16 protein-coding genes are annotated in these 17,706 nt (G+C 67.1%); 9 read left to right on the forward strand and 7 right to left on the reverse strand.

Going from position 1 to position 17,706, the window contains the following annotated elements; genetic code table 11:
- Positions 1–123: 123 nt before the first annotated feature.
- Positions 124–1,680 (reverse strand): glycine betaine ABC transporter substrate-binding protein, encoded by a 1,557-nt coding sequence (locus ACQR1I_RS07520; protein WP_434868913.1) that lies wholly within the window; start codon positions 1,678–1,680, stop codon positions 124–126.
- On the reverse strand, positions 1,677–2,462 hold the full coding sequence (locus ACQR1I_RS07525) for an ATP-binding cassette domain-containing protein (protein WP_434868912.1): 786 nt from the start codon (positions 2,460–2,462) through the stop codon (positions 1,677–1,679). The genes ACQR1I_RS07520 and ACQR1I_RS07525 overlap by 4 nt, the downstream gene beginning before the upstream one ends.
- Positions 2,463–2,579: 117 nt before the next feature.
- Here ACQR1I_RS07525 and ACQR1I_RS07530 point away from each other — a divergent pair, with 117 nt between their 5' ends.
- The 5 genes from ACQR1I_RS07530 (at position 2,580) to ACQR1I_RS07550 (ending at position 7,250) form a co-directional block, all read left to right on the forward strand.
- Entirely contained in the window at positions 2,580–3,392 is an 813-nt protein-coding gene (locus ACQR1I_RS07530) for an ABC transporter ATP-binding protein (protein WP_434868911.1), read from the forward strand.
- A gap of 199 nt (positions 3,393–3,591) precedes the next feature.
- Positions 3,592–4,377 (forward strand): ABC transporter permease, encoded by a 786-nt coding sequence (locus ACQR1I_RS07535; protein WP_434868910.1) that lies wholly within the window; start codon positions 3,592–3,594, stop codon positions 4,375–4,377.
- A 222-nt stretch (positions 4,378–4,599) separates the two neighbouring features.
- Positions 4,600–5,613, forward strand: coding sequence for an ABC transporter substrate-binding protein (locus tag ACQR1I_RS07540; RefSeq protein ID WP_434868909.1), 1,014 nt, complete (start codon positions 4,600–4,602; stop codon positions 5,611–5,613).
- A 3-nt stretch (positions 5,614–5,616) separates the two neighbouring features.
- Positions 5,617–6,333, forward strand: coding sequence for an NUDIX hydrolase (locus ACQR1I_RS07545; protein WP_434868908.1), 717 nt, complete (start codon positions 5,617–5,619; stop codon positions 6,331–6,333).
- The gene (locus ACQR1I_RS07550; protein WP_434868907.1) at positions 6,330–7,250 is read left to right on the forward strand and encodes a polyphosphate kinase 2 family protein; all 921 of its coding nucleotides are present in this window, start codon (positions 6,330–6,332) and stop codon (positions 7,248–7,250) included. The genes ACQR1I_RS07545 and ACQR1I_RS07550 overlap by 4 nt, the downstream gene beginning before the upstream one ends.
- 216 nt (positions 7,251–7,466) lie before the next feature.
- Here ACQR1I_RS07550 and ACQR1I_RS07555 read toward each other — a convergent pair whose 3' ends face one another.
- Positions 7,467–10,229 carry an EAL domain-containing protein gene (locus ACQR1I_RS07555; RefSeq protein WP_434868906.1) on the reverse strand — a complete coding sequence of 921 codons (2,763 nt, stop codon included), beginning with the start codon at positions 10,227–10,229 and terminating at the stop codon, positions 7,467–7,469.
- A gap of 149 nt (positions 10,230–10,378) precedes the next feature.
- On the reverse strand, positions 10,379–11,575 hold the full coding sequence (locus ACQR1I_RS07560; RefSeq protein WP_434868905.1) for a FecR domain-containing protein: 1,197 nt from the start codon (positions 11,573–11,575) through the stop codon (positions 10,379–10,381).
- Positions 11,576–11,703: 128 nt separating this feature from the next.
- Here ACQR1I_RS07560 and ACQR1I_RS07565 point away from each other — a divergent pair, with 128 nt between their 5' ends.
- A complete protein-coding gene (locus ACQR1I_RS07565) occupies positions 11,704–13,497 on the forward strand; it encodes a ShlB/FhaC/HecB family hemolysin secretion/activation protein (protein ID WP_434868904.1) in 1,794 nt (597 codons plus the stop codon).
- 6 nt (positions 13,498–13,503) lie between these two features.
- Here ACQR1I_RS07565 and ACQR1I_RS07570 read toward each other — a convergent pair whose 3' ends face one another.
- Complete coding sequence (locus ACQR1I_RS07570; RefSeq protein ID WP_434868903.1) at positions 13,504–14,751, reverse strand: multidrug effflux MFS transporter; 1,248 nt, start codon at positions 14,749–14,751, stop codon at positions 13,504–13,506.
- Positions 14,752–14,960: 209 nt separating this feature from the next.
- Between ACQR1I_RS07570 and ACQR1I_RS07575 the strand changes: the two genes are divergently transcribed.
- Entirely contained in the window at positions 14,961–15,281 is a 321-nt protein-coding gene (locus ACQR1I_RS07575; protein WP_434868902.1) for a hypothetical protein, read from the forward strand.
- 1 nt (position 15,282) lies between these two features.
- Positions 15,283–15,876: a CAP domain-containing protein gene (locus ACQR1I_RS07580; RefSeq protein ID WP_434868901.1), complete on the forward strand. Its 594-nt coding sequence runs from the start codon at positions 15,283–15,285 to the stop codon at positions 15,874–15,876.
- A 10-nt stretch (positions 15,877–15,886) separates the two neighbouring features.
- Here the strand turns inward: ACQR1I_RS07580 and ACQR1I_RS07585 are convergent, their stop codons facing one another.
- A complete protein-coding gene (locus ACQR1I_RS07585; RefSeq protein WP_434868900.1) occupies positions 15,887–16,612 on the reverse strand; it encodes a Crp/Fnr family transcriptional regulator in 726 nt (241 codons plus the stop codon).
- Positions 16,613–16,739: 127 nt separating this feature from the next.
- Here ACQR1I_RS07585 and ACQR1I_RS07590 point away from each other — a divergent pair, with 127 nt between their 5' ends.
- Positions 16,740–16,973, forward strand: a complete 234-nt coding sequence (locus ACQR1I_RS07590; protein WP_434868899.1) for a hypothetical protein — start codon at positions 16,740–16,742, stop codon at positions 16,971–16,973.
- On the opposite strand, the gene ACQR1I_RS07595 is transcribed toward ACQR1I_RS07590, so the two are convergent.
- Positions 16,970–17,584, reverse strand: a complete 615-nt coding sequence (locus tag ACQR1I_RS07595; RefSeq protein WP_434868898.1) for a TetR/AcrR family transcriptional regulator — start codon at positions 17,582–17,584, stop codon at positions 16,970–16,972. The genes ACQR1I_RS07590 and ACQR1I_RS07595 overlap by 4 nt on opposite strands.
- Positions 17,585–17,706 lie beyond the last annotated feature (122 nt).

Raw genomic sequence — 17,706 nt, forward strand, 5'->3', positions numbered from 1 at the left:
GGGCGGTGGTTGCGCAATCCACCGCCGTCATTGCGAGCGAAGCGAAGCAATCCAGAGTCCTCGTGACGCCCTGGATTGCTTCGCTTCGCTCGCAATGACGGAGGAGAGACCGCCGTCGTAACTTCACTTCGAAATCTTGCTCCACAGCCAGCGCGCCACCGCCTGTGGCGAGGACTCCGCGTCGCTGCCGGACGCCCGCAAATTCGCCTGCTGCATGGTCGCAATGTCGATGCGGCCGAGCAGGGGCCTTAGCGCATCCTGCAACGCGCGGTCATCGGCGCGCTTCGGCGACAGCAGCAGGATCGCGTCATAGGGCGGGATGGCGTGCTTGGGATCGTCGAGCACGACGAGGTCGTATTTGGCGATCAGCCCGTCGCTGGTGTAGCCGGCGATGACGTCGACCTCGCCCGAGGCGACCGCGGCATACATGAAGTCCGGCTGCATCTGGCGCTGGGCGCGGAAGGCCAGGCCATAGGCGTCACGCAACGCGGCCCATTCCGGACGCGAGAAGAATTCGTAGTCGCCGGCGATCGACATCTGCGACGTGTGACGCGCGAGGTCCGCGATCGAGCGGACGCCGAGCGCCTCTGCCTTCTTGCGCGGCATCACCAGCGCATAGGCGTTCTCGAAGCCGAGTTCGCCGAGCAGCGTCACCTTGTCCTTGGCGAGGTCCTGTTTCAGCGCCGCCAGCAGCGCCTTGGGCGGCAGCTGCTCCTGGTGATGAAACTGGTTGGCCCACAACGTGCCTGAATATTCGACATAGGCGTCGATGTCGCCGTTCTTCAGCGCCTCGTAGATCACGCTGGAGCCGAGCCCGGCGCGCGACGTCGCCGACAGGCCCGCGGCCTGCAGCCGCTCGCCGATCAGCGCCGACAGCACATATTGCTCGGTGAAGGTCTTTGCGCCGATCACGTAGCGCGCGGCGCCGCCGGCGAGCGAGGGCAGCAGGCTTGCCGCCACCATCAGCGCGATGGTCGCGGTGCCCAGTGCCACGCGGGCGCGGCTGCGCGTCCGCAGGCCAGTCTCGATCAACGCCAGCAACTGATCGACCGCGAGCGCCAGCACGGCGGCGGCGACGCAGCCGAACACGACCAGCACCCAGTTCTGGGTCTGCAGTCCGGCGAAGATGTAGTTGCCGAGCGAGGTCTGGCCGATCGGCGTCGAAAGGGTCGCGGTGCCGATCACCCAGACCGCCGCGGTGCGGATGCCGGCCATGATCACCGGCAGCGCCAGCGGCAGCTCGACCATGGTCAGCGCCTGGCGCTCGGTCATGCCGACGCCCTTGGCAGCCTCGATCAGGCCGGCATCGACGCCGTTCAGTCCGGTGATGGTGTTGCGCAGCACCGGCAGCATCGAATACAGCGCCAGCGCCAGCACCGCCGGCAGGAAGCCGAACGCCGAGAATGACACGCCGAACCAGCGCAGCGTCACGGCCGCGAGCGCCAGCAGCAGCGGATAGAACAGTGCCAGCAGCGCCAGGCCCGGCACGGTCTGCACCACGCTGGCCAGGCCGAGCAGGACGTTGCGCAGCGACGGCGTGTTGCGCGCGGCGAGCGCCAGCGGGAAGCTGACGGCGAGGCCGAGCGCGAGCGCGGTGATGCTGACGCGCAGATGGCTGCCGAGATAGTCGGCGAGATGCGACAGCGCTTCGGCAAAGCGGGGATCGGACAGCAGGCTCATGCGGCGCCGCTCCCGGGCAGCAGCGCCGCCAGACGCGCGGCCTGGCGGCGCGGCGTCGTCATCAGCTCCGTGACATAGGCCTCATTGCTGGCCGCGAGCGCGGCGGGCGTGCCGACCTCGACCAGGCGTCCCGATCGCATCACCGCGATGCGGTCGGCGAGCAGCAGCGCCTCGGTGATGTCGTGCGTGATCATCAGCGTGGTCAGCCCGAGCTTGTCGTGCACCGCGCGGTAGTCGCTGCCCAGCGCATCGCGCGTCAGCGGATCGAGCGCGCCGAACGGCTCGTCCATCAGCACGATGCGGGGATGCGCCGCGAGCGCGCGGGCGACGCCGACGCGCTGGCGCTGGCCGCCGGAGAGCTCGTCGGGAAGGCGGTCGCGATGGGTCTTGCGGTCGAGCTGCACGAGGTCGAGCAGCTCGTCGACGCGCGCGGCGATCTCGCTCGGCGGCGTGCCCAGCAGCTTGGGGGTGATGCCGATGTTGGCGGCAACCGTCATGTGTGGAAACAGCGCGCCGCTCTGGAACACCGTGCCGATGCGGCGGCGCAGGGCGACCGGCTCGACAGTGCCGATGTCCTCGCCGCCGATCCGGATCGTGCCGCCGTCCAGCGCGATCAGGCGATTGGTCAGCCGCAGCAGCGTCGTCTTGCCCGAGCCGGAGCCGCCGACGATCGCCAGGAACTCGCCCTCGGCGATCTCCAGCGAAACATCGTCCACCGCGACCACCGGACCCGGGAAAGTCTTGCGGACATGATCATAGGCGATGAGGGGCGTGCGCGGCATGCGGCCTTTCGGGGCAGGGGGCCTCGGCTGCAGACCTAGCACGTCCGGGCGCCGCGTTGAACTTCAGCGCGCAAGCGGCTAAGCCGTCCGGGCGATTTTCGGGGGAGGAACTTGGACGTGACGCAGCCCACGGCCGCCGCGGTCTCGCTCGACGGGACCACGGTCGCATTCCGTCTCGCTGGCGGACGCAGCTATACCGCCGTGGAGACGGCCGATCTGAGCGTCGCCGACGGCGAGTTCGTCGCCATCGTCGGGCCCACCGGCTGCGGCAAGTCGACCCTGCTCAACGTCGCGGCCGGGCTCTTGAAGCCGGCCGCAGGTCACGTGCGCATCTTCGGCCAGCCGCTCGCGGGCCTCAATCGCGAGGCCGGCTACCTGTTCCAGGCCGATGCGCTGTTCCCGTGGAAGACGGCGCTGGAGAACGTCGCCATCGGGCTCGAGGTCGCCGGCACGCCCGCGCGCGACGCGGCGGCGAAGGCGCAGCAATGGCTGACCTCGGTCGGCCTCGGCGCCTTCGGCAACCGCTATCCGCACATGCTGTCCGGCGGCCAGCGCAAGCGCGTCGGCCTCGCCCAGGTCTTGATCCGCAATCCCCGCATCATCCTGATGGACGAGCCGTTCGGGCCGCTCGACGCGCAGACCCGGCAGATCATGGGCAATCTCTTGCTCGATCTCTGGAGCGCCGACCGCAAGGCCGTGCTGTTCGTCACCCATGATCTGGAGGAGGCGATCGCGCTCGCCGACCGCGTCGTCATCATGTCCGCCGGACCTGCCTCGCGCATCATCGGCGACTGGCGCGTGAGCCTGCCGCGTCCGCGCGACATCTTCGAAGTGCGCATGAAGCACGAGTTCCACGAGCTGCATCGCGACATCTGGCAGACGCTGAAGGCCGAGGTCGAGAAGACCTACAAGCAGGCGGAGGCGGTGTGATGAGGCGTTCAGGTCCGGCTGTCCGCCCCGTGCACAGGTCCAGCTCCCCTCCCCCTTGCGGGGAGGGGTCGGGGGTGGGGGTCCCAGCAAAGACTTCCCGTGTGGACCCCCCACCCCGACCCTCCCCCGCAAGGGGGGAGGGAGTGCACCGCCGGCGTCGCGCTCACATCGCTTTCACCATGCAAGGTGGAGCAGCCTGATGTCGCGTCTCGGTCTGCTCGCGCTGCAGCTGCTCGTCGCCATCGTCGCTCTCGCGCTGTGGCAGTTTCTGGCCAAGGTCCCGCTGTTCGGGCGCATCTGGCTGCCGCCGTTCTTCTTCTCCAACCCGGTCGACGTGTTCACACAGGTCGTGAAGTGGTTCGCGAGCGGTGCGATCTGGAAGCATCTCGCGATCACGCTGTGGGAATCGATCCTGGCGTTCGCGATCGGCTCGCTCGGCGGCGTGCTGGTCGGCTTCTGGTTTGCGCGCAAGCCGCTGGTGGCCGCCGTGTTCGACCCCTACGTCAAGATGGCCAACGCACTGCCGCGCGTGGTGCTGGCACCGATCTTCACGCTGTGGCTGGGGCTGGGCATCTGGTCGAAGGTCGCGCTCGGCGTCACGCTCGTGTTCTTCATCGTCTTCTTCAACGTCTATCAGGGCGTCAAGGAAGTCTCGACCGTGGTGCGCGACAATGCGCGCATGCTCGGCATGAGCGAGCGGCAGCTGATGCGCCACGTCTATTGGCCGTCGGCGCTGTCCTGGATGTTCTCCTCGCTGCACACCTCCGTCGGCTTCGCCGTGGTCGGCGCCGTCGTCGGCGAATATCTCGGCTCGGCGGCCGGGCTCGGCTATCTCATTCAGCAGGCCGAGGGCATCTTCGACGTCGCCGGCGTGTTCGCCGGCATGTTCGTGCTGTCGGCCTTCGTCATCCTGATCGACATCTGCGTCACGCTGGTGGAACGACGGCTGCTGGTGTGGCGGCCCGATGCGGCGGATGGACGATGAGGGCCTCAGTGCTTCACCACACTCCGGTGTCGTCCCCGCGAACGCGGGGACCCATAACCACAGGGAGGGGTTTGGGGCACGCTCGACGACCAGTCTTTTCTCACCGCGACATCACGCGGTATGGGTCCCTGCGTTCGCAGGGACGACGGCGGTGGTTTGGGGCGGCCCTTCTCAATCAAATCGCTGACGCCTAATCTGATCGACACGAACGGAGGAAACAACATGAACAAGATCATCGGCCGGGTTACCGGCGCGCTGCTGGCGCTGACGCTGAGCACGGGGCTGGCGAGCGCGGCGACCAAGATCACGATTGCGGTCGGCGGCGGCGCCTGCCTGTGCTACCTGCCGACGGTGCTGGCCAAGCAGCTCGGCGAATATGACAAGGCCGGGCTCGACGTCGAGCTCGTCGATCTCAAGGGCGGCTCGGATGCGCTCAAGGCGGTGCTCGGCGGCAGCGCCGACGTCGTCTCCGGCTATTTCGATCACTGCGTCAATCTCGCCGCCAAGAAGCAGGAGATGCAGTCCTTCGTCGTCTATGACCGCTATCCCGGCCTGGTGCTGGTGGTGGCGCCGTCGCACAACAAGGAGATCAGCTCGGTCAAGGATCTCGCCGGCAAGAAGGTCGGCGTCAGCGCGCCGGGCTCCTCGACCGACTTCTTCCTGAAATACATGCTGAAGAAGAACGGCCTCGATCCCGCGGGCACTGCCGTGATCGGCGTCGGCCTCGGCGCGACCGCGGTCGCGGCGATGGAGCAGGGCCAGATCGACGCCGCCGTGATGCTCGATCCCTCGGTGACCGTGCTGCAGGGGACGCATCAGGACCTGAAGATCCTTGCTGACACGCGCACCCAGCACGACACGCTGGAGGTGTTCGGCGGCGAATATCCGGGCGGCGCGCTGTACTCCACCGCGGCCTGGATCGCCGGCCACGACAAGGAGACGCAGGCGCTGACCAACGCGATCGTCGCGACGCTCGGCTGGATCCATGCGCATACGCCGGAGGAGATCATGGCCAAGATGCCCGAGGAGCTCGTCGGCAAGGACAAGGCGCTGTATCTCGCCGCGCTGAAGAACACCATTCCGATGTACTCGCAGACCGGCAAGATGGACCCGAAGGGCGCGGATGCCGTGCTCGCGGTGTTCTCGACCGGCTCGCCGGACGTCGCCAAGGCCAATGTCGACGTCAGCAAGACCTTCACCAACAAGTTCGTCGAGCAGGCGAAGGTTGCGAAATAGCGGATGACCGACGTCGTCATCCACCGCGTCACTGCGCTCGACCTCAAGGTCGAGCCGTGGGACTGGCCGTTCGCGCGAGAGCGCCGCGACGACATCACGGCGCATTTCGCCGAGCACCAGCGCGAGAAGCCCGGGCTGTGGAACGGCCGCATCCTGCTCGGACGCGACGCCCGCTTCGACGGCGGGCAGTTCTCGGCGCGCTACTTCGAGACTGATTTCGCCAGCCTGCTGGCGTGGCGCGACTGGGGCTTTCCGGACCGCACCGCCTTCAACGGCTTCGGCATGGGCGCGCTGCGCTCCGCCGACGGCGCCTTCGTGCTCGGCGAGATGGGGGCGCACACCGCCAATGCAGGCCGGCTGTATTTCCCCGCCGGCACGCCGGATCTCGACGATGTCAGCAATGGGGTGCTTGATCTCGCCGCCAATGTCGCGCGCGAGGTCGAGGAGGAGACCGGGCTCACGCCGGCGGACTATCAGGCCGCGGCGCATTGGGACTGTGTCGTCACCGGCGCCTCGATCGCGCTGATGCGCGTGCTCGACGCGGCCGAGAGCGGCGACGTTCTGCAGCGCCGCATCGAAGCCAACCTCGCCGCGCAGCAGGAGCCGGAACTCGCAGGCATCCGGCTTGTTCGAAGTCTGGGTGATCTGAACGCGGCGATGCCGCGGTTCGTCACCGCCTTTCTCGAGACCCAGTTCAGCGAGGCAGTTCCATCCGCATGAGCAAGAAAGCGCGCACGCTCGCCAGCGAGCTCGATCCGTTCATCTCGCCGTTCCGGGTCGATGGCGGCCACAAATTTCATCTCAAGTCGCACAAGACCAAGGTGAAGGGCGGCCTCGACAAGGAGCAGGGCGAGGCGATCATCGAGCAGAACCGCAAGCGGCTCGCCGACTTCCAGGAGAAGCTCTACGCCCAGGACCGCTGGTCGGTGCTGGTGCTGCTGCAGGGCATGGACGCCTCGGGCAAGGACAGCGCCATCAAGAGCATCTTCGAGGGCGTCAATCCGCAGGGCTGCGAGGTGACCTCGTTCAAGCAGCCGACCTCGAAGGAGCTCGATCATGACTTCATGTGGCGCAGCAATATCGCGCTGCCCGAGCGCGGCCGCATCGGCATCTTCAACCGCTCCTACTATGAGGAATGCCTGGTCACGCGGGTGCATCCGGAGATCCTCAAGGCCGAGAAGCTGCCACAGAGGCTCGTCACCAAGAACATCTGGCGCGAGCGCTTCGAGGACATCTCGGCCTTCGAGCGCTATTTGACGCGCAACGGCACCGTGATCCTGAAGTTCTTCCTGAACATCTCCAAGGAGGAGCAGCGCGAGCGCTTCCTCGACCGGCTCGAGCAGCCGGCGAAGAACTGGAAGTTCTCGATGGGCGACGTCACCGAGCGCGCCAAATGGCACCGCTACCAGGCGGTCTACCAGGACATCGTGCGCCACACGTCGACGCCGTACGCACCCTGGCACGTCGTGCCCGCCGATCACAAATGGTTCGCCCGCGTCGTCATCGGCTCGACCATCGTCGCCGCGCTGGAAAACCTCGACCTGCATTTCCCCCGCGTCGATCCCGACGCGCGCGAGGAGTTCAAGTCCGTCCGCAAGGCGCTGGAGAACGAGGGCAAGGGCGGGAAGAAGGGATGAGGCGCGCGAGGAGACGCGAGACCGAAGCCGCATTCGCCGTCATTCCGGGGCGCGCGCAGCGCGAGCCCGGAATCCATAACCCCAACAGTTTGTGAGGTTCGAGCTGTCGCCACGGCGAGCCGTTGCTACCAACGGCCGACTGTGGCTATGGATTCCGGGCTCGCGCTACGCGCGCCCCGGAATGACGGCGGAGAGAGCTACTCAATAGTCGCACAGTCACGCCGCTCCGGCCTGCCGTGCCTCGTCCACCTGCAGGAACCGCTGCGCGAACTCCGCTGCCGGCATCGGCTTGCCGAAGTGATAGCCCTGGCCGTGCTCGCAGCCGAGACGGAGCAGGAACTCGGCGGTGGCCTGGTTCTCGATGCCCTCGGCGATGACGGACAGGCCGAGCTGCTTGCTGAGGCTCACCGTCGAGCCGACGATGGCGGCGTCGTCTGACTGGGTCAGCACGTCGAAGACGAAGGAGCGATCGATCTTGAGACCGTCGAGCGGGAACTTCTTGAGATAGCTGAGGCTCGCATAGCCGGTGCCGAAATCGTCGAACACCAGGCTGACGCCCAGCGCCTGCAGCCGGTTGAAGGTCTGCAGCACGCGGGCCTCGTCATGCAGCAGGATGTCCTCGGTGACTTCGAGCTCGAGCAGACCAGGCGTCAGTCCCGTCACGTCGAGCAGCTTGGCGACGAACGCCGCGAGGTCGCCCGACTGGACCTGGGATGGCGCGAGGTTGACGCCGATTCGGATCGCGTGGCCGGCGAGCTGCCAATCCCGCGCTTGCCGGCAGGCCGTCGTCATGACCCAGGAGGCGACCGCTTCCGACAGCGGCGAGCTGTTGACGACCGGAATGAAATCATTCGGCGGCACGAGGCCGCGCGTCGGGTGGCGCCAGCGGATCAGCGCCTCGGCGCCGATCACCCGGCCACTCAGCAATTCGACCTGCGGCTGGTAGAACAGCTCGAACTCCTGCCGCTCGACGGCGAGCGCAAGCTCCTCCTCCAGGGTCAGCCGCTGCTCGAGCTCCTGCCGGATCGCGGGCTCGAAGATCAGATGGCTGCCGCGCCGGTCCGTCTTGGTGCGACACAGAGCGAGGTGAGCGTTGCTGAGCAACTCGTCGGCAGTCTGTCCGGCCTCTGGATGCACCGCGACGCCGAGGCTGATCCTGACGCGCTGGCGGCGCGCGCCGGTCTCCAACGGCGTCTCGAACAGGCCCGAGATGTGCTCGGCGAGTTCGCTCACCGTGCCGCCGATCGCGGAGCAGGGAATGGCAACGGCAAACTCGTCGCCGCTGAGCCGGGCCACGCGGCCCTCGCTGCCAATCTCCGCCCGAAGCCGGTCGGCCGCCGCGCGCAGCACGCTGTCGCCATAGGCGTGGCCGAGCATGTCGTTGATGTGCTGGAACGCGTCGAGGCCGATCACCAGCAGCACGACGCGATCGGATGCGGCGTCGGCGCGCGCGATCATGGACGCGAGCTCGCTCTGCAGCGTGTGGCGGTTGATCAGTGTGGTGAGCGTGTCGTGCTCGGCCAGATAACGGATCCGCTCGGCTTCGCGCTTGCGCAGCGAGATGTCGCGCAGGATCACGCCATATTGCAGGCCGTCCGGGCCCTGCCAGGCGGAGAAGCTCGCCTCGGCCGGAAACACCTCGCCGTCCTTGCGGCGGCCGTCGAATTCCATCGTGGCGCCGCCCGGCAGCAGGGTCGCCGGCAGCGCCGCCTCGGATTGCGGAAACAGCGCGTCAGCGCCGGCGCCGTCCTCCAGCAGCGATGCGAATGGCCGGCCGATGATCTCATCCTCGCCATAGCCGAAAATCGCCACGGCGCCTGGATTCCAGACGGTGATGCGCTTGTCCTGATCGGTGCACACCAGCCCATCGCCGATCGACATCGCGATCCGCTCGAAGCGGCTCTCGGCGACGTTGCGCAGCAGGCCGCGGAAATCGATCTCGTCGAGGGCGGTCGCGATGAGGTAGGCGACGAGCGCGATCTGCAGCAGCGAGGTGTCGAGCACCAGCGCGGAGCGGTCGTGTAGCACCAGTGCGGCGACCTCGACGCCGATGCTGATCATGGCGATCAACAGGGCGCGCCGCGCCGCGCACAGGCGCGGCCAGCTCGCCAGCATCAGCACCACGATCAGCAGCAGGCCGGCCAACGTCGCAACCGTCGATGTCGGCAGCAAAGTGCGATGCTGAACGATCGATTCGGCCGCCAGCGTCTGCAGCACGACACCGGGCAGCACGCGGCCATTCGGCACGCTGTAATAGTCACCGAGCTCGATCGCGGTCGCCCCGACGATCACCCGCTTGTTCCTGAGCTGCGCCAGCGCCGTCTCGTCGCCGCGGAGCACGTCGACATAGGAGACTTTCGGCAGCGTTGACGGATCGATGCCGTAGTCGATCAGGAACGAACTGTCCTTGACGGCATCGCTGCCGGCAATGAACGCTCCCATGGATTGCAGGAATGTCCTGCCGCTGCCAGCGTCGCAATATTCGCCGAAGGCGTAGCTCCTGACACGGCCGTCGCGCGCCACCTCGATGTTGACCAAGGCCGACCACGCCAGCTGTTCGAATTCCCGCAGCGGCCGGTTGACATGAATGACTGTCTCTTTGCCGGCGACGCTGAGCTGCTTGAAGGCCGGCAGCACGACCGAGCCGTTGGCACTCTGCAGCGCATTCGCGAACGCCTGGTCCGCGGCAGGAACGGACGGCGCGCTGAAATCGACGTCGAAGGCGACGTCATGCACACCGGCGCGCTGCAGCTGATCCAGCAGCCGCGCGTGAGTCGTGCGGTGCCAGGGCCAAGCGCCGATCGCCTCGATCGAACGCGGGTCGATGGTCACGACCGCGATCTCGCCGCTGGCCGGACGTCCATCGAGACGGAAGCGCAGATCGATCAGCGCATGGCCGAGGAGCTCGTAGCTGCCCGACAGGCCGACGGTCAGCAGCGCCACCACCACCAGAATATGCGGCATGAACCGCCTGAGCATACCCCCTCCCGATCGTCCGCGGACCGGCTTGTCGCCTGGCTTCCGTGATCCCGGATTCACCCTCTCGTCCCCATCTGTCGGCAATCATCCGCCCCGACAGCCAGCGCTTGCATCATCGCAACGGCGCCGCGTGCCATCGCGGCCTCGCATCAGTCCTTGCCGCGCCCATTGCCATGGCCGCGCCCGTGGCCGCTGCTTTCGTCGTCGCCGCTGTTGCCTCTGCCGCTGTTTCCGTTGCCGCTATTTCCGTTGCCGCCGTTTCCATTTCCGCTATTGCCGTTGCCGCTGTTACCATTTCCGGCGACAGCGACGCCGGCATTGCCGCTTGCGTTGGCGGATGCCGATGGTGACCCGACGGCGGCAGTCACGGCGGCCGCAACCGACGAATCTCCAGATGAACCGCCGGCGGCGGCATTGCCCGATGCGTTGCCGCTGTTGCCGCGCGCATCACTTCCGCCGTTGCTTCGCCCGCTGCCGATGGTGGCCGTCTGGGGACCATGGGCCAGGCCGCGCGTCGCCTTCTGGATGTTCAGATTGACCTCGCCGATCGAGCTCGAGATCCTGATGACGTTGGGCTTGGCTCCAACCGATGTGGCAGCCGAATGTTGGTGCACGGGAGCCGTCGCGTTGGTGCGCGCTGCGGGCGTCGTGCCGTTGAGCGTGTGGATCACGCTGCCCTTGGCTTCACGCGGCGCATGCAGGCCGTCACGCGGCACCTGAACGCGATCGATCGTCGGCGCCCGCGGGCGGCCCTGCTCGATCGGGCTGAAGGTGCCGGAGCCGGACAGGCTGAGGCCGGACCGGCCGCTGGCGAAGGCTGTCGCGGCCTGGCCCGGCATGACCTGAGCGATCTGTCCGGTCTTGAAGTCGGAGACCTGCACCTGGCCTCGGCTGACCTCGACCTTGGTGTTGCGGCCGGAGATCGTGACGCTGAACTGGGTTCCCTTGACGACGGCGGCGAGATAGGGCGTCTCGACCTCGAAATGCTGGACGTTGCGCTTCTCGACGTCGAGCAGGATCGAGCCGGCGCGTTGCAGGATCGTCGTCGCCATGCCGTCCTTCGGCGCCGCCGGCAGGCCGACCTCCGAGTTCGGCGCGATCACCATCGTTTCGGCCCCGCGGGTCAGCCGCACGCGCCCGTTCGGACCGGTGCGGATCGTGTCGCCCGGCTTCAATGCTTCCTCGCGCCCGAGCGAGACCTGCACGGCCCCCTTGGTGGATACCCAGACCTCACCGGACGATTTGCTCACCAGCCACGGATCGCCATCAGCTGCGATCGCAGCGGGCATTGCTCCGAAACAGCATGCGGCGACCAAGGCCGACAACAGGATTCGCTTGGATGACATGATGCTACTCGCGGCGGTTGTCAGGTCCCGAAAGTAGACAAAATGTTTCAAGAGAGCCTTATGAGTTGTGGCTAGGTTTTTCTCCCGTATTTACGCTTCATTGACCTTAACAAATTAAGAACGACAGCATGGGTCGCTGTTGTGTCAGGAGCGTCGGGAGGACTACGGATCGGCGCACGACAGCCGTCGGGCGATCCGCACGACGCCTGTCCGGTGGATACGCGGCCTTAGTCATTGCGCTGATCGCAGCGTTGCTTACTGGCAACGCGCAGGCGCAGCAGGTCAGCCAGCCGAGCTTCGATCCGCGGCAGACTGAAAGGTTTTTCGACGACCAGTCCCGCTCCGCGCAGCCGCTGCCGCCGCGCCCGCGCGCGCCGCAATTCGCCACGCAGGACGGCGGCGATCGTAAACCTTTGTTTACCCTTCGCGGCGTTGCGCTGACCGGCGCCGCGGCGCTCACGGCCGAGCAGCTCGCCACGGCCTATCAGCCTTTTCTGGGGAAGACGGTCTCGCAGGCCGACCTCGCCGCGATCGCGGCCGCCATCAGCGATCAGTATCGCGCCGCAGGTTTTCATCTCAGTCGCGCGATCATCCCGCCGCAGGACATCAGCAATGGCGTCGTGCGCATCCAGGTGCTCGAAGGCAGCATCACCGAGGTGAGCCTGAAAGGCGAGGGGGCGGAGGAGTTCGGCATCCGTCCGATGCTCGGCCCCGTGCTCGCCGAGCAGCCGTCGCGGCTGGCGACGCTCGAACGGCAGCTGCTGCTGATCGGCAGCCGCGGCGGTGTGCAACTCGCGGATTCCTCGCTGGAGGAGATCGGCGGCACCACCGGCCGCTTCCGCCTGGTGCTCGAGCTCAAGACCTGGCACCTCTACGGTTTTGCCGGGATCGACAATTTCGGGTCGTCCACCGTCGGACCGTGGCAGAGCTACGCCACGGCGGCGTTCAATTCCTATCTGATGCCTGGCGACACGCTCACCGCCAACATGTCGACGACCCCTGGTGACCCGCGTCAGCTCGCCTTCGGGCGGTTATCCTATGATGTTCCCGTCGGCACCGATGGAGCCCAGGTCGGTGCATCCGCGTTGTACAGCGAAGTGCGGCCCGGCGATTTCAGGCGTCTGTTCCTCGACCGAACCGTGACCGAGACGTTCGAGCTGCGCGGCAGCATCGTGCCGGTACAGTCGCAGCTCGCCTCGCTGAAGCTGACGCTCGCGGCCGCGTTCAGCGACGCGACCGAGCGCGACATGCTCGGCCTCTTGTATCGCGATCACATCCGCATGCTGACCTTCACCGGCGACTATCACTGGAAGGATGATCTCGGCGGCGACAGCTATCTGACGCTGGCCTATCGGCAGGGCCTGAACGCATTCGGCGCGACGCGGGAGAATGATCCGCTGGCCTCGCGCGCCGGCGCCTCGCCGAGCTTCTCCGTCCTCAACGGCTGGTTCGCGCGCTACCAGACGCTGTCCGAGGCGTGGTCGCTGAAGCTGGCGGCCGCCGGGCAGCTCGCCTCCGGCCGACTGTACAATTCGCAGCAGTTCTATCTCGGCGGGCTGTCCTATGGCCGCGGCTATGGCAGCGCCGAGGTCAGCGGCGACAATGGCGTCGCGGGCACGTTCGAGGTCCGCTTCGATCAGAAGCCGAACTGGACCTATCTGAAGAGTTTTCAGCTCTACAGCTTCTTCGACGCAGGGCTGGTCTGGAACGATGGCTTTCGGCCGTCCGACGGCGTGGCGCTGACCTCGGCGGGGGCGGGCGTGCGCTTCACCTTCCCGAACGACTGGCGCGCCGATCTCGGCGTCGCCGTGCCGCTCGGTTATCGCGCGCCCGACAACACCACGCGCGGCGCGCGGCTGATGCTGTCGCTGTCGAGCGTCCTGAAGCTGTGTCCGCAACGCGGCCAGGGGCCGTGCATCTAGAGCCTATCAGACCGGCTTGGCCGAACCGCGGAACAGCCGGCCCTTCTCGGTGATCAGCACGACGACCAGCGCGCTCGCGGTGCAGGCCAGGAAGCCGGTGGCGAACGGCAGCGGCGTGCCGTCGAAGGCCTGGCCGACCGCCGCGCCGGCGGCCATGCCGAGCAGGGTGGTGATCGAGCCGTACAGCGAGGAGGCCGTGCCGGCATTGGCGCGCTGCGGCTCCATCGCGAGCGCGGTGAAGTTCGCGAACATCAGGCCGAACGAGAACATCATCCCGGCCGACAGCACCATGAACAGCCACAGCGGCAGCGTGCCGAGCAGCGCGGCCGTGAAGCAGGCCAGCGCGATCGCGACGCTGCCGATCAGCGCCCCATGCGAGATGGCACGCATGCCGAGGCGGCCGACCAGGCGGGCGTTGAGGAAGCCCGCGACCGCGATGGTCACGGCGATCGCCGCGAAGGCGAGCGGGAAGTACTGGCCGAGATGATAGACGCCGGTGAACAGCTGCTGCGACGACAGCACGTAGCCGAGCACGGCCCCGAAGATGCCGCTGGCGGCGAGCGCATAGCCGAGCGTTTGGCGATTGGTCAGCGTACGGCGGAACGCGGCGCTGATCTCGGCGACCGAGAACGGCTTGCGTTCGGCTTCCGGCAGCGTCTCAGGCAGCCGCGCCGCGGTCCACAGCAGCGCGACGATGCCGTAGAGGGTCAGCACGACGAAGATGCCGCGCCATTGCGTCAGCAGCATCACCGCCTGGCCGAACGACGGCGCGATCACGGGAACGGCGATGAACACCATCATCGCCAAGGAGACCACGCTCGCCATGCGGCGGCCGGCATAGCAGTCGCGCACGATCGAGGTCGCGATCACGCGCGTCGCGGCGGTGCCGAGGCCCTCCAGCGCGCGCGCCAGCAGCAGCATCTCGAACGACGGCGCGGCGATCGCGAACACGCTGGCGGCCGCATACACCACCATGCCGCCGATCAGCACCGGGCGGCGGCCGTAGCTGTCCGACAACGGACCGATGGCGAACTGGCCGAGGCCGAAGCCGATTACGAACGCCGACAACACCGTCTGCAGGCGGTTGGCGACGTCGATGTGGAACGAGGCGCCGATGTTCGGCAGCGCCGGCAGCATCATGTCCATGGCGAGCGGGTTCAGCGCCATGATCGCGGCGATCACGATCACGAATTCGGTGAAGCCCATCGGCCGGTGGCGGACGATTTCGATGGAGTCGGCACTGGTATCGGTCAAAACGCGAGCCTTCCGTGGGGAGCAGCAGGATGGGCAGCTATATGTATCGGACTTGCTGCGCCGCACAATGTCCGTTTCGGAATGGCTGCCCGGCACCGCACTTGGCAGCTCACTTGGCGCAATCGTGACCAGGCGTGAACTGGCGAAAATTGCGCCGGCTGAGAGCTGGTGGTAACGCCCGCGTGATGGTTGAACGGATTCCCTCGCGCATGAAGATCTACAAGATCGTCGTCTTTGTCCCCGAAGCGGATGGTGAGGCCGTCCGCGGCGCGATGGGCGAGGCCGGTGCCGGGCGCATCGGCAACTACGATTACTGCTCATTTACCATCAAGGGCATCGGCCGGTTCCGGCCGCTCGCCGGGGCCAATCCCGCGATCGGTCAAATCGGGCAGATCGAGACCGTCGCGGAGGAGCGCATCGAGACGGTCTGTGCCGAGGACCGGTTGAGAGCCGTGCTGGCGGCGATCCGGGCCGCGCATCCCTATGAGGAGCCGGCGATCGACGTCTATCCGATCGAGGTGGCGACGTAGCATGCGGACCGTTCGTCTAGCTTGCGCGATGCTGCTCGCCGCCGCCGTGGCGATCATGTCGCACGCCGCCACCGCCCAGGATGCCGCGCCGGCCGAGCAGATCTCGGCGTTCCGGCTCAAGCACGGCGAAGGTCGCGTTACGCGCGACGCCACGCTCGACCGCATCGCGATGGAGCAGGCGCGGGCGATGGCCGACAAGGACGATCTCAGCCACGAGGTGCTCGGCCCGTTCTCGCGCCGTGTCGCGCCGTCCAACGCCGGACGCGCCGCCGAGAACATCGCCTATGGCTACGACAATTTCGACAAGACGCTCGGGCAGTGGATCAACTCCGCCGGTCATCGCAAGAACCTGCTGCTGCCGAAGGCGACCAAGGTCGGCATCGCCAGCGCCAGGACCGCCAGCGGCAAGCGCACTTATTGGGCGATGGTGATCGCGGGCGACTACGACAAGCCGAAGGGCAGTCCGAAGAGCAAGGGCAAGCCGGTCGTGGCGCAGGCGAAGTCCGAGCCGAAGCCGGCCACGCGCTGGGGCGCGAAGCCGCCGGCGACCAAGGATTGCCATCTCAGCATCAAGGTGATCGGCCTGTGCATCTGAGCGTTGCGCGTCAGCGCGGCTGTTTCTTCAGATGCAGATAGTTTGGATCGAACTCGCCCAAGGCGCACAGCCGCGACCAGTTGTGCACGGAGAGCGTGCCCGAGCGGAAATCCGCGGCGCGGCTGGCGCGCAGCTCGAGCAGGGTGCGGTTGACGGTCGCGATCGCCATTCCCAGGGTTTCGCCGAGCTGGATCAGGCTGACCGGCAGCTGCAGCTGATCGCCGCGGACGTGGCCGAGCGCGCGGGCGCGATAGAACAGCTCGCAGAACAGATGCGCCATGCGCGCCGGCTTGCGCCGCGCGCTGTTGTTGGTGATGGCCTCGCGGAAGATCGCCGCGTCGATCAGCGTCTCGCGCCAGATCGCAAATCCCAGCGCCGGCCGCCGGCTGATCGCGCGGGTCATTTCCTTGTGGGCGACACTGGCGACCATGGCGGGGCCGATCGCGCACACCGCATGGTCCATGCGGTCGAGAAACAGCGCCTGCGCATCCGGCCAGTCGCCGGCCATGTGAAACGAGAGATATTGCCGGCTCCCGCCGGGCAACAGGTGATAACGCGCCACCCAGCCCGACATCACCACGACGGACTTGTCGGGCTCGTCGCCCTGCCGGATCAGGTCCTCCTGGTCGGCGAGTTCGCGCGGAACGAAGTTGAAGTTCCTGATCTCGGCGAGGTCGTCGGCCGACAGGCGCGAATGCTCCTTGAGCTTGTTGGTGACGATCTTGTCGACATCCATGCGAAATCGAGTCCTCTGATCCTCTCCCCTATCAAATGAGACGACGCGGACCGCAGTTCCTACTAAAGTCGAGATGGTATCCAGGGTACGTCAGTGAATAGCCGGTCGCCGCATCGGGAGAACAGCCGTGCCGCACATCGCGTTCCTTGACCGGCTTCGCCGCTTGTTCGGTGGCTCCGGCCCGCAGATCGAGAGCATCGCGGCAGCTCTGAGCGATGGCCGCCTCCGCCCGCCGGTACAGCCGATGTCCGACCATGAGCTGGCGCGTGCGATCCGCGAGTTCCAGAGCCGGCCGCCGTCGGAGGCGACGCTGAGAGAGCTCGCGCAGCGGCTCGGCGAGACCGAGCGCAAGCCGCATTAGCAGGGCGAGGGCGAGGGCGGGGGATCCGCTTCGAGCAGGAACAGCACGAGGCGCACCAGCTCGTCCTCCAGCTCCGTCGTCGCGACCAGACGATGCTCGCGCATGATTGCAGCCCGGATCGGGCTGAGGGCCGAGCGGATCAGGATGTAGCGGCGCGCCGGCGGCAGCGCCTCGGGGGCGAGCCCGACGGCCTCGATCAGCCGGTCGGTCATGCGGTCGACCATGTCGTGCAGCGCGCGCTGCAGCTCGACGTCATTGCCCAACAGCACCAGCAGTTGGCGGCGCACGCCGTGGCGTCCGGCAAACGGCGCGAAGCCCTGACGCACCGCCGCGCGCACGATCGCCTCGCGTCCGAGCCCGCGATGCGCCGCCAGGGCGTCGGCGAATTGCGCCTCCTGGCGGGCGAACTCGCGCAGCGCCAGCGCGCGCAACAGCGAGGTCTTGTCCTTGAAGTAGCTGTACAGCGTGCCGATCGAGAAGCCCGCGCGCTCCGCGATCGCGTTGGTGTTCAGCCCCTTGCCGCCATCCCTGTGCAGAAGTTGAGCGGTCGCCTCGAACAGCACGTCCAGGGTCTGCCTGGTGCGCTTCTGCACCGGAGTTTTTCGAAGCATTTCAGGAGCTTCCTGCATCGGTCTGGTCCGGTCTCGCGGCTTTCGGAAATCGAGTAGGCGTTGAACGGCGGGCGGGTTAGATCAGAGCCCGTTCGCAGGGCGGCCGGTGTTGGATGAGTTGG

Source organism: Bradyrhizobium sp. HKCCYLS2038, from assembly GCF_051167655.1.
GTDB lineage: Bacteria > Pseudomonadota > Alphaproteobacteria > Rhizobiales > Xanthobacteraceae > Bradyrhizobium.